This is a genomic window from Acidobacteriota bacterium (genome assembly GCA_016713675.1).
Lineage (GTDB): Bacteria > Acidobacteriota > Blastocatellia > Pyrinomonadales > Pyrinomonadaceae > OLB17.
This window is the reverse complement of record JADJOS010000001.1, coordinates 16,569-31,896: the sequence shown is the minus strand read 5'-3', so window position 1 is coordinate 31,896 and position 15,328 is coordinate 16,569. Positions and strand designations below refer to the sequence as shown.

The window sequence follows — 15,328 nt, the reverse complement described above, 5'->3', positions numbered from 1 at the left end:
ACGGTGCAAACTGAGCTAATCGCCAAGTTTCATTTTTTCCAGCAATTCCGGCCAACGCTCGTCGTCCCGAATCGTGGCAAGGTTTATATCGTTCTCAAAGTGCGGTTTATTCTGGTTGCCGAGGCGGACGGCCTTGTTCAGCCATTTGAAAGCGAGGTCTCTGTCACCAAGGACGGCGTAGGTCGAGCCGACCCAATATGCCATATCGTGATCGGCACGTGCGATCGCAAGAGCGTCTTCGGTCAATTGGGCTTTTGCTTCATCCGGATGGCCGCTGCCGGCGAGAAAGAGAGCGTAAAGCGGACGGATGCCGTCCATTCGCGGATTATCCTTTAGAACGCCGGCGATCAACTTCAACGACTCGTCGTATTGCCCCTGATAATAGAGCACGCCCGACCGAAATATCTTGAGCATCGGATGATTGGGTTCGACCTTGAATCCTTTGTCGAGTTCCTCATTCGCCCGGTCAAATTCGCGTTTGTAGATAAATATGCGGGCTCGGTTGTATGCGGCGACCGCGCGAGCCGCAGGATCAAGCCTTGAGAGTTTCTCAAATGATCTGAGTGATTCCTCATATTCGCCATCGAGCCGGTGCATGACGCCTTTAACGAAATATAGTGCAGCATCATTGGGAAACTGTTTCTGCAGGAGATCGATCTCGCTCCTCGCTTTCTTTTTCTCGCCGCGTGCCATGTAGATCATGACCATCAGAACTCGTGCCTCGACCACGTTCTGATCGTAGAAAAAGGCCTTGCTGAATGCAGCTTCGGCGTACGTGTAATCTTCCGGTTCGCCCAGGCCCTTAAATACACGATTCGCGTAGCAGGCGCCGAGGCCGCTGTAAGCGAGGGCGAAATGCGGATCCAGTTCGATCGCGTGTTTGAAATTCGCCATTGCCGCGTCGCAATCGTCGGCATCGATAGTGCGGAAAATGAAACGGCCAAAATTATCACGGCCGCGGAGATATTCTTCCCAAGCCTCGGCATTGTCCGTCGCTCGTTTGCCTAGTTTTTCGGCCTCGATATCGGTCAATTCGAGTCGCAGTCCTTCGAGGATCTTCGTTGCAATGCCGTCCTGCAGGGCGAGAATGTCGCTGCCCTCGGCGTCGATCCGATCTGACCATAGAATGTCGCCGCTCACTACGTCAAGCAATTGCGCGGTCACGCGCAGCTTTTCGCCGGCCCGCAAGAAGCCGGCTGAAAGCACAGCGTGGACCCGTAATTCCTTGCCGGCTTCGCGAGGATCGATGGCTTTGCCTTGATATTTTGCAATGACGCTGCTTGGCCGAACGATGATCGACCGGATCTGTGCCAATTCCGTAATGACGGCATCGGCAAGTGCAAATTCATAAAACGCCGAGGCCGGATCGCCGCCCATATTCTGAAACGGCAGGATGGCTACACTTTTCTTCTCAATTCCCGTGGCAGTCATCGAAATGTCCGGCGAGAATGAAGGCTGACTGGTCATTTGGGGCATACTGCCGATCGAGCTCGCCTCCGGAACGGATTTGCCGGTAAACCAGTTGAGTACACGTTTGACCGTGCCGCCGTCAGCGTGGCCGGGTGAAAATGTATCGCCAGGCATTATCTGGGCTCCTGCAACCTGATGCAGCACAGCACGAAGTTCATCTCGCATCGTCGCGATCTTTTGGTAACGGTCTTTCGGATCTTTGGCAAGTGCTTTATCCACAATGCTTTGGAGCTGTGCGGGCAATGGTTCCTTCCGCTGGTCAGCGAGCGGTTTTGGCGTGCCGTAAAGAACTTGATGCCGCACATCGATGACAGTTTTGCCCTGAAATGCCCAAATGCCTGTGAGCATTTCGTAGATCAAAACGCCCGTTGAAAAGATGTCGCTGCGATGATCTGCCCGTTCGCCCTTTGCTTGTTCAGGAGCTGCGTAAGTTGCTGTGCCGTACGGGATCCCAAGTTCGGTTATCTCGGTGCGGTCATAGCCCTCGTTGATAGCGGCGTGTTCGTCCTCAAGGAGCTTGGCGAGGCCAAAATCGAGTATTTTTACCTGGCCCGAATCGGTGACCATGATATTCCCGGCCTTGATGTCGCGGTGAATGATGTTCTTCGAATGGGCATATGCGAGAGCGTCGGTGACCTGGATCGCGATAGACAAGGCACTTTTCAGTTCGAGCGGCCGGCCCGCGACAAGCTGGCGAACATTCTTGCCGTCGACCCACTGCATTGCGATGTAAAATACTCCATCGTCGCTGTGAAAGTCGTAGATCGTACAGATATTCGGGTGATCGAGCTGCGAACAAAGCTGGGCCTCGCGTTCGAAACGCTTGAAGTTGGCGGTTTTTTGCGTGAGTTCAGGCGGGAGGACCTTGATGACGGCGGTGCGGTTGAGCTTGGTGTCGAGGGCCTTGTAAACAGTTCCCTGGCCGCCCGAGCCGATCTTTTCTAGTATCTTGTACTGGTTAATTTGCGAACCAACCATAAAAAACGCCGATCAAAAAAATCCGGCATGCCGCTCAAATCTTCGCGAACGGTAATCGTAAAATTTACGAGCCGTCATGTAAAGCCCCGCGGAGAGGAAACGGGCGAAATCTGGAAAAATCTTATATCAGTGACCGGCAAACTGCCGCTCAATCAATACGGATCGTTCAGCCGCGGGGCGGATCACCCCAACCCGAAGCAATGTATTCGCCGTTCTGGATAATGCACGGAACGGTCAGATCGCCCCCAGAAAACTCGAGCATTTCGCGCTGGCGAAGCTTGTCGTTCTGAGCGTCGTGCTCAATATACTCGATCCCGTGAGCATCATAATGTTCACGCGCCCGCTGGCAATACGGACAATCCGGTTTGGTATACAATACTAAGGACATTGCTTAAAATTACACCTTTTCGATAAGATTATCTAGTCGCGAAAGCGCCGATACCGGCCGTTTGTAACAACTATTTCTATGGAACACCATGATATCTTTGCTCCTTTCGATAAGCTGATCGAAATCGACATTCTCGGCGAAAAGCGTATGGTCCCGGAGAACAATTCGCTGCTCAGGTGTTTTCAGTTTCTCGCGATGGAAAATATCTCGTACGGCGAATTCTGCTGGAACGGCGAATGCATCAACTGCCAGGTCTGGCTCCAAAACGGCGACAAAGAAAAAGCGGTCATGTCCTGCCGCACCACCGTTGCCGAAGATATGAAGATCGTTAGGTTGGCTGAGGGTATTGATCTCGCTGACAACTAAAATGCGTTGATCGCAACCATCAAGAAACGGAGATTTGCGGCATTGAGTATGAGTCTTCCCAAAATTGCGATATCGGCCCTCTGCATATTTATATTCATCACCTCGGCATTTGCTCAATCAGGGGTCTTTTTTGTGCCGTCGACCGACACACAGGAAAAGGAGACCCTTCATGTCACGCTTGAGGCCTATTCGCACTTCGCGAAGTACGAGAACGGCGGCTTGCAGTCCTACGGCCCATCGATCGTTTACGGCCTGAAAAAAAACGTCGAGATCGGCGTCAATTACTACTTAACGTACGATGTCGATGGCGGAGCACACGAATTGCAGCCGAACATCAAGTGGAAAGCTTATGAGAACGAAAATAGCGGCGTCGCCGTTTCAGTCGGGACGGTCGCTTTTATACCACTGAATAAAAAAGCAGGTGACCGCATGACCGCACAATTCTATTTAAATGCCAGTAAGACCTTTGAGTCGGTCAAGGATATGAGGTTAACCGGCGGTATCTATGGATTGGCTAATACCTCAAGGGATTTTGGGTCAAGAACAGGTTTGATGGTGGGTTTCGAACAGCCCATCACAAAGAAATTCAAACTTATAGCGGACTGGACCAGCGGAAAGAACAGCTTGGGTTATTCGAATTTCGGCTTCAGTTATGATCTCAAACGGTCGCAGAATCTCTCGGTCGCTTACACGATCGGAAACTCAGGTCGGGGGAACAACTTTCTGTCGATCCACTACGGTTTCAGTATCAAATAGCAACGGCACCACATTATCAGCCGATCGACAGCGAAGATCGCGTAAGACCGGCCATTCAGCAGGTATTAGACCCTAATATTTCGGCACGCTCGGATCGACGTCGTTTGACCAGGCTGTTATCCCGCCGACGAGGTTTTTTAGCGTCCCGGTGTAGCCCATTCGCTGCAGGGCTTCGATCGCACGGGCGCTGCGGCCGCCCATTTTGCACTGGATGATCGCATCGCGCGATTGGTCGAGTTCGTTCATTCGGCTGATGATCTCGCCCAGCGGAATGAGCTTGGCACCTTCGATCCTTGCGAAGGCAAATTCGTCGGGTTGCCGCACGTCAATAAGCTGTACATCCAAACCCGAATCGAGTAGATCCTTTAGTTCTAAAGCGGTAATTTCCTGCATGTAATTGCTTTTCCTCTCAAATCAAATCTTCGTTAGTTTAACACTACCCACATGATGACCCGAAATGTGGCTTGCTGACGGTTGTTGACAAAAGTTTACAAAGCCGCTGTTCGGCGTTCTCCCAAATTGTTATAAAATACATCACTTAGACGAATCTGCTATGAGGAATTACCTTGTTGGATCAGTAATTTGCGCGATGGCAATGGCCGGGTCGCTCGCCTGCGGTTCGGGTTCCACCGAAACCAAACGCAACAACTCAAATACCGACGCGAATCCCGGAGACGCTCCGCTTGTCATCACTGTTGCCAAGAGCGAGTCGCGAGATGTCGCATCGGTCATTCAGGCAACCGGCAGCATGACGGCTGAGGAATCGTCAGACATTGCACCTAAGACCGCAGGCAAGATCGCTGATATATCGGTCAACGTCGGACAATTTGTCGCGTCCGGTTCTGTAATTGCACGCATTGATGATCGTGATGCACGGCTAAGGTTAGCCACAGCAAGAGCGAGCGTTAAACGTGCGCAGGCAAGTGTTCTTCAGGCGGAGGCAAGGTTGGGGCTCGGCCGCGGAGGTTCTTTTAACGCATCGACGATACCCGAGGTTCGTGGGGCAAATGCGAATTACGAGCAGACGCTCGCCGAACTGAAACAGGCAGAGGCTAACGAAAAGCGGTATCGCGAACTCACGGAGACTGGCGATGTCGCGTTGATAACTTACGAGCAATATCGAACAGCCCGTGACACCGCCAGGGCCCGCTCTAATGTTGCCAAACAGCAGCTTGAAGCTGCCATAAATAACGCAAAGCAGAACAATCAGGCGATCGCCAGTGCCAGAGCCGATGTCGAATCTGCGCAGACGCAGGTTGCAGACGCCGAGCAAGCGATCACTGATACTGTTATCAAAGCTCCTTTTTCCGGCTTTATCAGCAACCGAGCGGTCGCGGTTGGCGAATACGTATCTTCGGCATCCGTTGTGGCAACGATACTGCGGACAAATCCGATCAAGGTCTTGATCCAGGTCGCCGAGGCGGATATCCCTTACATTGGCATCGGACGCGGAGTTTCGGTGCAGGTCGATGCTTATAAGGACCGAAAATTCGCAGGTACTGTAATTGCGGTAAATCCGGCAGTAGACCCGGTCTCACGTTCGGCAGTTGTCGAGGCAACGGTCGAGAATGGTGATAACTCGCTTCGCCAGGGAATGTTTGCAACTGTTCGGATCAATCGAGATGGCGGAGGGAAGGGAGTATTTGTCCCAAGAACGGCTGTATACAATCATCAGGCAACCCAATCATACCGGGTTTTTGTTGTACAAGAAGGCATCGTTAAACTTCGCGTGGTGCAGCTCGGTACTGAAGAAGGTGGATTTGCTCAGATCGTCACCGGTGTAGAGGCTGATGAAACGGTAGCAACGAGCAATCTGGAGAGTTTGTACGAAGGGGCAAAGGTGAGTTTTTAGCTAGGAGTTATTATGCAGTGGCTGGCTGAAATTTGTGTACATCGACCTGTATTCGCGACAGTGATCGTCATGTTTCTGACGGTCGTGGGCGGATTTAGCTTCTTTACGCTTGGCGTCGATCGCTTTCCAAAGATCGATCTGCCGACCATCTCGGTTCGGACGAGCAATCCCGGAGCGGCTCCCGAAGAGATCGAGACCGAGATCACTGACGTGGTCGAAGGAGCACTTAACACGGTTCCCGGTGTCGAAGAAATGCGGTCGAGTTCGTCACGCGGCAGCTCAAACGTAACACTCACATTCAACCTCGAAAAGGATCCGGACGTTGCCTTTCAGGAGATCCAGCAGAAGCTCAGCAATGTGATCAACCGGCTACCGGATAGTGCCGACCCGCCTTCGGCACAGAAGAGCGATCCCGATTCGCAGCCGATCCTGATGTATACCATTAGTGCCCCGCGCGACATTATGGAGCTCACCGAACAGGTCGAGCAGTTGATACAAAAGCGCATCGAAAGTGCTGACGGCGTCGGCGAGGTCTTTATGTGGGGCTCGCGTTCGCCGCAGATCCGTGTGAACGTCAATCCGGACCGGCTGCGAGCTTTCAATATTCCTGTGACCGACGTGACTGCAGCGATACGCTCACAAAATCAAGAGATGCCGGGCGGCAATATCGTCGAAGGCCAGCGAACGCTTGGCGTTCGAACGATGAGCAAGCTGACCGAGGTAGATCAGTTCAATGATGTCGTCATAACGACGCGTAACGGCTTTCCGATCAAGATAAAGGACATTGGAACGGTCGAAAAGACGGGTGGTGAGCCAAGCTCGGCGGCTTCGCTCGACGGCGTTCCGGCTGTGTCCGTTGGTATTCGCAAACAGGCCGGAGCCAATACGATCGCTGTTATTAACAACGTCAAGGGCCGAATGGCCAGTATCATTCCAAACCTGCCGTCTGACATGAAGATCGCACTCATCCGCGATCAGTCGGAGTTTATTCAAAATTCGCTTACTGCGATCGAAGAGCACCTCGTCTTGGGCGGGCTTTTTGCGGCGATCAGCGTTTTTCTCTTTCTTTGGAATTTCCGCTCGACCATCATTGCGGCCCTGGCGATCCCGATATCGATCATTGCAGCATTTGCCGCTATCGCAGCGTTCGGTTTTTCGCTCAATCAGATGACAATGCTGGCACTGACCTTGATGGTCGGTATTGTTATCGACGATGCGATCGTTGTGCTCGAGAATATTTACCGATTCGTCGAAGAAAAGGGCATGGATCCGTTTCAGGCAGCGATCGAAGGAACCCGCGAGATCGGCCTGGCTGTTTTGGCGACCACGCTTTCGCTGCTTGCGGTGTTCATTCCTGTCGGATTTATGACCGGCATTGTGGGCCGGTTCATGTCTTCGTTCGGACTGACGGCGGCCGCGGCCATCGCGGTGTCGCTCGTAGTCTCATTCACGCTGACGCCTATGCTGGCAGCACGCTGGATCAAGCGGAAAGCGGCAAAAAAAGAGCGGACAGCATCGACAAGCTTTGACGACGAGTCGTTTGATCAGGCCGGTCAGGATGCGAAGGCGGTTTTGGAAGCAGGTCACGTCAACGATTCAAAAGCAGGCTGGTTCTATCGCCAGATCGACGGCGGGTATACTTGGCTTCTTCGGCTGGCGATGCGGTTCCGTTGGGCTGTTGTATTATTATGCGTTATTACTGTCGCTTCGATCGTTCCGCTTTATAAGTTTGTGGGCATGGCTTTCTTGCCCGACGAGGATGAATCGCTTTATCAAGTGAATATTCGCGGCCCGCAGGGAACTTCACTGTCGGCAACACAATCGATCCTTGATCGAATTGCCCGAGACATTCGAGCAGAGATCCCAGGCGTGAAGAATACGCTTATTCTCGCCGGGTTCGGCCGCGGGTCCGGCTCAAATAACGGATTTATCAATGTTGCATTGGTGCCGGTTGGCGAACGTAAGAAGTCGCAAGCCGAACTAATCAATCAAACACGGGCTATCGCGAAAAAGTATTCGTCCAAGGATTATCAGGTAACCGTATCGGCGTCTTCTTCGATAGCAGGCAGCATCGGCCTCGGCCGGGGCGGTTCATCGGTCGGGATGTACATCGCAGGGCCGGATATGGCAAAGCTTACGGAATATGCTAACGCGATGGTCGAGAGAATGAAGCAGGACCCGATCTATCGAGATCCGGACACTTCGATAGAGGTTGGCAATCCCGAGGTCCGCGTGACCATCGACCGCACAAAGGCGGCAGATCTGGGCGTTCGGGCCGGTGACGTTGCTCAGGCATTGAATATCCTTTCGGCCGGTCAGATCACATCGACCTTTAGCGAGAATTCAAAGCAATACGACGTTGTTGTCCGAGCAGAAGAAGCCTATCGCCGCGACCGCAGCAATTTCAAGTTCTTCACCGTCGGTTCTTCGAATGGCGGTACAGTCGATCTCGAGCGGGTCATTAAGATAGACGAAGGCCTATCGCCTTCATCGATCAATCGTCTGAATCGCCAAAGGCAAGTAACGGTTTCGGCCGGATTGCCGCCTAATGCTGCTGAATCAGACGCGATCGCAAAAATGGAGAAGTTCGCCGCAGAACTGAAGATGCCGGCAGAATACGTTGTCGGAGTCACGGGCCAGTCCAAGGAACTGCAGAAAGCTTATGAGGCATTCCTTTATGCATTTCTTCTGTCATTTGTGTTCATGTATTTGATCCTTGCTGCACAGTTCGAATCATTCATTCATCCTGTCACGATCCTTATAACACTGCCGCTATCGGTGCCGTTCGCTTTGCTTTCTACGGCGATCGCGGGGCAGACGCTGAATATCTTCTCGGCTCTCGGCATTTTACTGCTGTTTGGAATCGTCAAGAAGAACGCGATCCTTCAGATCGACCATACTAATACGCTGAGATCACAGGGATTGGGCCGCTATGATGCGATCATTCAGGCGAACCGCGACCGGTTGCGTCCGATTCTAATGACCACGCTGGCACTTGTTGCCGGCATGATCCCGCTTACCTTAGGAACCGGTGCCGGGGCGGCGACAAACCGTTCGATCGGAATTCTTGTCGTGGGTGGACAGTCGATGTGCTTGCTGCTGACCCTGCTTGCGGTTCCGGTTTTTTACTCGATCTTCGATGACGCCCAGCAATCAACGGTATTTCAGTCGATAGCAGGCGGCATTCGCAGCACTTTCGGCAGATTGCGTGGAAAACGCGGATCCGATCTTCCGTCAAATACCGGAGATGCCGCCTGATCTTTTGATGTTTTTATTCAATTGCAGAATTTTGAACTTCGTCGTTGGCCGCACCATAATTGGCGTGGCGACGCTGCTTACCCTTGGCATTGTCGCTTTTGGGCAGGGAGATTCCCCGACTCAACCTGATCAGCCTCAGCCGTCCGTTCCCAAGTTCAGGACAGTCACGAGGCCAATACCGGACCAGTCGCGGATCGGAGTCCAAACGGGCGATCAGCTTTCGCTCACATTGGACCAGGCTATCGAAATGGCGCTGAAAAACAACAATGACATCGATGCGTCGCGAAATGATGTGAAGATCGCCGAGTTCGGATTGCTCGGTGCCAGAGGCGTGTACGACCCGTTGATCGATTCGGAATCGTATTACGAAAGCCGCACGACTCCAACTGCTTCGACGATCGGCGGTGCAGTGAATGGTGCCGTCACCCAGCGGCAGTTCCTCGCGAATATCGGCCTTTCGGGATTTGTACCTAAATTCGGCGGATCTTATGACGTTGCCTTCAATAATTCGCGTACGAACACGACAAACCGCAACGCAACGCTTAATCCGCAATTTCCGACTTCGCTGGTCGCGACTTATGTCCAGCCGCTATGGAGAAACCGGGCAGTCGATAATAATCGCCGACAGATAGCGATCGCAAAAAAGAATCTGACGCTGTCGGACACGTCGCTCAGGCTAAAGGCGATCGACGTCGTTTCCAGCGTTGAACAGGCTTATTGGAACCACGCTTTTGCTCTACGCAACCTGCAAGTTCAGGTCGATACGCTTAAGCAATCACGCGAACAAGTAGAAAGCAATCGCCGCATGGTCGACCAAGGCGTACTAGCACCTATCGAGATCGTAGCGGCCGAAGCACAGATCGCAAATTTTGAGCAGCTGATCTTTCTTGCTCAGGAGACTGTTACGCGTTCGGAAAATACGCTGAAGACGTTGGTATTGCCGGACCGGACCGCGGCAGAATGGTCACGGCCGTTGACACCGGTCTCGCCGATGTCGCAGATCATTCCGAAGATCGGCCTCGAGATCGCCGTTACTGAGGCGTTGTCCAATCGACCCGAGATCGAACAGATCCAGATCAACGAAGACATCAACAAGATCGACCTGAAATACTTCAGAAATCAAACAAAACCGCAGATCGACCTAGTCGGTTCGTATACTTCTGCGGGCCTCGCCGGAACGCCGAATCCGCTGGCATCGGGCGTCGCCAATTTGCCGCCGAACCTGATCGGCGGGTATGGTAATTCGCTGGGCAATCTGCTCCAACAGGATTATCCAACGTATCGGATCGGCGTTCAGATCTCGCTGCCGTGGGGCAATCGCGTCGCCAAAGCAAATCTTGGCCGAACGCAGGTACTTGCAGATCGGCTCGCAAATAATCGTGCCCAGACCGAGCAATTGATCGAGGCCGAGGTCCGCAATGCTCTCCAAGCACTGCGTTCTGCCGAGTCCCGTTTGACTTCAGCGACAGCAGCCCGATCGGCGGCGGAAGAATTGTCGGCCAGCGAGCAGCGTCAATTCCGTGCCGGCACAACGACATTTCTTCTGGTGTCGCTTCGCCAAACGGAACTTCTGGCGGCCCGCGGACGTGAACTCCAGGCCCAGACCGACCTAAACATCGCTATCTCCGAATTCTACCGTGCACTTGGCAAGACCCTGGCCGTTAACAACGTTGTCGTGACAAAATAAGAACCCTTTACTTCGCACAGCGGGCGCTTATTAATTCGGGGAATTTGTGGAATCGATCCTCGTAACCCTTGGCATATTCGCGAACGTTTCGTTTGATCTTTTCGAAGACGCGGCAATATATTTCTTCGTTGCTTAGTCTGTCGTGGAGGAATTGCATGGCAGTGACCTCGCTCCAGTATTCGCGGCTTTCCCAGATCTCGGTCGGTGTGCCGCCCATTTGGTCAGCCAGTTCGATGAGCTTTTTGTCGCGGGTATTGAGGCCGTTCTTCAGAAAGATCAAGATATAGGCCGGGACGAGCTTGTTCTGCAATTGTAGAAATTTGACGTTTGCCTCAGCGGTTTGTTCTACATGGCCGAGCTCATGAGAGAGCTTAGTTGCGGCGAGGATGCTGCCGTTGATCGAATGGACCGCTGCGTCGGACGCGAGAGAATTTAGCACCGGATAATATATCGGCGGCGGATAACCGGAGTCGATCCGTGAGCCGATCGGGATCGTTGCACCGACAAAGTTGCCGGTTTCGTCCCATTGGAATCTATCAGTTCCTGCGTCACTCCCGCGGTTACCCGAGACCTTTATCGTGAGAACAAAGTTCTTATTATTCGCGTACGTTCCCCACTGTTGTCTGCCAAACTCGGTCGAGAGCAGCTCCGCTTTCCACGTTTCGAACCGGGCCCGGAATTTTTGCGGAACTTCCTCTCGAATACCGCCGTCGGTCGGAGTTTGCACGACCGACAACATGTTAAATGTGTCTGATCTGCTTGCCGTGTGATAACCATTCCACGCAAAATGCGGAGCAGGCGAGATCAGACACGCGAAAACAGCAGATAACAAATAGAACGAAAAGCGCCATTGGATCATCGAATAGCCCCCTCATCAGATTGTGGTTTAGTGACGCTATTAAACTCCAGCTTCGATGCCAAAGTCAAGATTGTGATATGTGTCGCTTAACATCGAGAGAAAGGCGTGGAGCGATTTGCATATAGAATGCACCAAACAAAAAAGACGGCAGAGCGTTGGCTCTACCGTCAGATGTTTAATGAATGATCTTCTAAAGCGAGAATCCGCCGCGTGTTAAGAGCATCTCAAAGCCTGCTTTGTCCACGGCCTTGACGTATGCGTCCCTGGGCTCGACCATACCGCTTTCCACGTGGGCGTAAAGGGCATCATTGAGCATGACCATGCCGTGCGTTTTGCCGGTTTGCATCGCTGACGGAATCTGGAAAGTCTTGCCTTCGCGTATCAGATTTGAGATCGCCGGCGTTACGATCAGGACCTCAAGAGCCGCAACACGGCCGCCGCCCTTTTTCGGCAGCAGTGTTTGGGCTATCACCCCTTTGAGAGATTCTGAAAGCATTACGCGTATCTGCTGTTGTCTATCAGCCGGGAACTGATCGATTATTCGGTCGACCGTCGATGCGGCTGTCGTCGTATGCAGCGTTCCAAACACAAGGTGGCCGGTTTCGGCGGTCTCGATCGCGATAGAGATGGTCTCGAGATCTCGCATTTCGCCGACGAGCAGGATGTCCGGGTCTTCGCGAAGAGCGGCCCTTAGTGCATCTTTGAACGAATCGGTGTGGTTATGCACCTCACGCTGATTGACGAGGCATTTTTGGTTTTCGTGCGTAAATTCGATCGGATCCTCGATCGTAATGATGTGATCTTTTCGATTTTTGTTAATAGAATCGACCATCGCACACAGCGTCGTCGACTTACCGGAACCGGTCGGTCCCGTTACTACGACCAGTCCTTTTGACAGCGAGCAAAGGTCCATGATCGCTTTCGAAAGCCCTAGCTGTTCCGCCGTCAAAATTTTGGTCGGGATGATTCGAAACACCGCCCCCATGCCCTTTCGATCCATGAACACATTGCAGCGGAAACGAGCCAGATTCGGGATCTCGTACGCAAAATCGGTATCGTTGCGCATTGAGAATTCTTCCTGATTCTTTGGCGGCATGATCGATGTCAAAAGCGTTCGCATCGCATCGGATGTCAAGGCCTGTTCGCCTTCCTTCAGCGGCTTCATCTTGCCGTCCTTGCGGATCATCGGCGACATACTGACCGAGAGATGAAGGTCCGATGCACCGATATCCGACATTTGCTGGAATAGCGAATCCATTTTCGCACGCATCGGAGCATTGGCCGCCGCAGGCACAAATCCCGCTTGCGTCGGTTCCGCCGGCAGGGCGGGAGCGGCGGATACTGGCGGTACGTAGTTTTGCAGAGGGACGTAGGCTTCTTGAGGCTGGCTATATTCGTTCATTGGTGTTTCGAACGCAGGTTGTGCGGTTTCAATGACCGGCACCGGCACAAAAGCCTTAGTAGGAGTAATGTAAGGGCTATCGCCGAGATCATCGCGGCGTCCCGGCGGTTCGTATGTCGACGTGTCAGAGAATATGGTTTGGAACGAAGGGTCGTTCGCCGAAACGATCTCTACTGGCGATTCGTTCGAAGGAATGTATTCGGACGCCATTTCGGTGTGATCCACGAGCAGATCGTCGAGGGCTGAAGGGGCAGCGATCCCTGCGTTATATTCAACGCCGGCCGATGCACTTTCAAATACATATTCGCCGGCCGCCGGTGTGGGTTCTGCGACGGGCTCAAGTGCTGATATCGGCGTGCCAAGTTCAGCTTGAAAAGCCGGCGGCCTTTCCGGGAGCGGAGGGTTTACGCGGACCGATTCTGACGAATCGCCCAGCATCGGCCGGATCGTGACGTTAAATCCGGCGGGCGATTTCTGCACGACAAAATTGAAATTGCCGAGGTTGTGCGGATGGACAAATTCGACCTCCGAGCTGTGCGGCAGTGCCGATTTGACGTCCGAAGGTATCAGCGGAAACACCATCATACTGATCTGGGTGCCGAGCATCGGAACATTGCCAAGCTCGGTCGTCCGATTTTCCGAGACGAGATATGGATTGCGCTCGGGTTCGAGATGTAGTTCGTCGCTGCATGATGAGAGCAGAGTTTGCAGGTATTCGTTAAGTTTTTCCATTTCAATTGGATTGGATGCGAGAGAATCAGCCTAAGGGAATTGAGTAAAGTGAGCCGAGAGCGTGGCAACACCTCAACCGATACTAACACAGTAAAACAAGTTTGTCACTGATTTTTCGCAGATCGCGGGAGATATGATGGTTCGCGATGATTGTGAGGGCCCGCAATGTGCGGCCCTCTTTCGTAAAGAACGTCTAGGGTTCTGCGGTGAAATCGATATTTCCGATATTGCCGGTCGGTGTCAAATTGCGGGATGGTTGAACAAAGACGTAATTCTTGGTCTGTATCGTCATAGTGTAAGTGCCGCCGATCGGCACCGGGCCAAGTGAGTAGTAGCCAAAACTGCTTGTTCGAACGAAGATCGGCGCCGGCAGTCCGCCGCCTGAAAGCGTTATGACAGCGTTGCGAATGCCGTTGCCGCTCGCGGTACGAACTCGTCCACTGATCGTCACATTACCCGCCGGAACCATCGCATATCCGTGAACGACCCCGTTTAGAACGCCGGTTCCGACTATGACATTTCCTTCGCTGATGCCAAGTGCCGATGAAGACGTGTTCGTTGAAAGATCCCAACCGGTGCCCGCAGGGATCAGGTCTGCCAGACGGTAGGTAGCAGTTCCGTCATATAAAAACGGAATTGCAAACGCCGACGATGCCGTGCCGACGGCCCATCCGGCTGAATTCACTCCTCGTGCTGAGCCTTGTGTCGTGCCTGCCGGAAACGGAATGGCGACCATTCCGTTCGCTTGTGTCCAAATAAAAGGCGTGCCCGAGCCTTGATTCATCATGCTCGAACCAACGACGTGGCCTCCGTTACCGATACCGAACGCAAGTGCTCCGTTCATTCCGGGCAAAGCTCCAACTTCAGTCGCGGAACCGGCTCCAATGTCGTAGACCATTCCGACATTTCTTGCCGCATTGCTCGGATCGATGCCGCTGCCGACAATACGGCCCGAATCATTGATGCCGAATGCTGTCGTAAAAAAGCTGCCACCGGCGGTCGTTTGCGTTATAACGGTCGCCGAGCCTCCGCTGTAGATCGCCGCCCGCTGCAAGCTGCCGCTGTTGATCGAACCGACCGCAACGCCCGCAGAATTGATGTCATTTGCATCGCCAAGCGTCTCGCCGTCGGGCAGGGGCAATTGCGAAACGCTGCCGTTTTGCCAAACTGCAGGTAAGCGACTGGTCCCGAAAAGCGTCGTTGCACAGGTTCCGACGACCAAAGCCGAGCCCGTTGCTGCGTTTGCCACGCAAAATGGCCGGGCCGCGAGATTGGGCAGTCCGACGATCGTGCCGTTCGACCAGCTGAAAGCCTGAGCACCTCCGCTTCGTATCGACCGGCCGACAGCGACACCGTCAACCGAAACGCCAAATCCTTGAGAATTCGCATCACCAACCTCAACGACGCCAAGATCGAAGATGACATACGAGTGGTTCCCGAGCGGCCTCTTGGGATCAAGCGATCCGGCCTCAACCGTTGAAATATGTGCATATTTGCCGATCAGGACCGCTGCCGCAATGATCGACGCGAGAATGTACGGTTTGAGTGATTTAGCGTTCATGGTTGCTCCTTTGCGAAAA

General features: G+C 53.1%; 11 protein-coding genes. 5 read left to right on the top strand and 6 right to left on the bottom strand.

The genetic code is table 11. The features are described 5' to 3' along the window. Positions 1 to 15: 15 nt before the first annotated feature. Both IPK01_00155 and IPK01_00150 read right to left on the bottom strand, forming a co-directional pair. Entirely contained in the window at positions 16 to 2,448 is a 2,433-nt protein-coding gene (locus IPK01_00155; GenBank protein ID MBK7931911.1) for a protein kinase, read from the bottom strand. 166 nt (positions 2,449 to 2,614) lie between these two features. Beyond that, the gene (locus tag IPK01_00150) at positions 2,615 to 2,836 is read right to left on the bottom strand and encodes a glutaredoxin (protein MBK7931910.1); all 222 of its coding nucleotides are present in this window, start codon (positions 2,834 to 2,836) and stop codon (positions 2,615 to 2,617) included. Between the two features lie 78 nt (positions 2,837 to 2,914). On the opposite strand from IPK01_00150, the gene IPK01_00145 reads away from it, so the two are divergent. Beyond that, entirely contained in the window at positions 2,915 to 3,202 is a 288-nt protein-coding gene (locus IPK01_00145) for a (2Fe-2S)-binding protein (GenBank protein MBK7931909.1), read from the top strand. A 48-nt stretch (positions 3,203 to 3,250) separates the two neighbouring features. After that, a complete protein-coding gene (locus tag IPK01_00140) occupies positions 3,251 to 3,958 on the top strand; it encodes a hypothetical protein (protein ID MBK7931908.1) in 708 nt (235 codons plus the stop codon). Positions 3,959 to 4,030: 72 nt separating this feature from the next. Here the strand turns inward: IPK01_00140 and IPK01_00135 are convergent, their stop codons facing one another. Continuing rightward, on the bottom strand, positions 4,031 to 4,351 hold the full coding sequence (locus IPK01_00135; protein ID MBK7931907.1) for a hypothetical protein: 321 nt from the start codon (positions 4,349 to 4,351) through the stop codon (positions 4,031 to 4,033). A 160-nt stretch (positions 4,352 to 4,511) separates the two neighbouring features. Here IPK01_00135 and IPK01_00130 point away from each other — a divergent pair, with 160 nt between their 5' ends. Genes IPK01_00130 through IPK01_00120 form a run of 3 tightly spaced genes read left to right on the top strand, consistent with a single transcriptional unit; the run spans position 4,512 to position 10,755 of the window. Beyond that, the gene (locus IPK01_00130; GenBank protein ID MBK7931906.1) at positions 4,512 to 5,810 is read left to right on the top strand and encodes an efflux RND transporter periplasmic adaptor subunit; all 1,299 of its coding nucleotides are present in this window, start codon (positions 4,512 to 4,514) and stop codon (positions 5,808 to 5,810) included. 12 nt (positions 5,811 to 5,822) lie between these two features. Continuing rightward, positions 5,823 to 9,068 (top strand): efflux RND transporter permease subunit, encoded by a 3,246-nt coding sequence (locus tag IPK01_00125; GenBank protein ID MBK7931905.1) that lies wholly within the window; start codon positions 5,823 to 5,825, stop codon positions 9,066 to 9,068. A 31-nt stretch (positions 9,069 to 9,099) separates the two neighbouring features. Beyond that, the gene (locus tag IPK01_00120; protein ID MBK7931904.1) at positions 9,100 to 10,755 is read left to right on the top strand and encodes a TolC family protein; all 1,656 of its coding nucleotides are present in this window, start codon (positions 9,100 to 9,102) and stop codon (positions 10,753 to 10,755) included. Between the two features lie 7 nt (positions 10,756 to 10,762). On the opposite strand, the gene IPK01_00115 is transcribed toward IPK01_00120, so the two are convergent. The 3 genes from IPK01_00115 to IPK01_00105 form a co-directional block, all read right to left on the bottom strand. Beyond that, complete coding sequence (locus tag IPK01_00115) at positions 10,763 to 11,614, bottom strand: hypothetical protein (GenBank protein ID MBK7931903.1); 852 nt, start codon at positions 11,612 to 11,614, stop codon at positions 10,763 to 10,765. A 190-nt stretch (positions 11,615 to 11,804) separates the two neighbouring features. After that, on the bottom strand, positions 11,805 to 12,872 hold the full coding sequence (locus IPK01_00110; GenBank protein MBK7931902.1) for a type IV pilus twitching motility protein PilT: 1,068 nt from the start codon (positions 12,870 to 12,872) through the stop codon (positions 11,805 to 11,807). A gap of 1,069 nt (positions 12,873 to 13,941) precedes the next feature. Beyond that, on the bottom strand, positions 13,942 to 15,309 hold the full coding sequence (locus IPK01_00105) for a carboxypeptidase regulatory-like domain-containing protein (GenBank protein MBK7931901.1): 1,368 nt from the start codon (positions 15,307 to 15,309) through the stop codon (positions 13,942 to 13,944). Between the last annotated feature and the right edge of the window lie 19 nt (positions 15,310 to 15,328).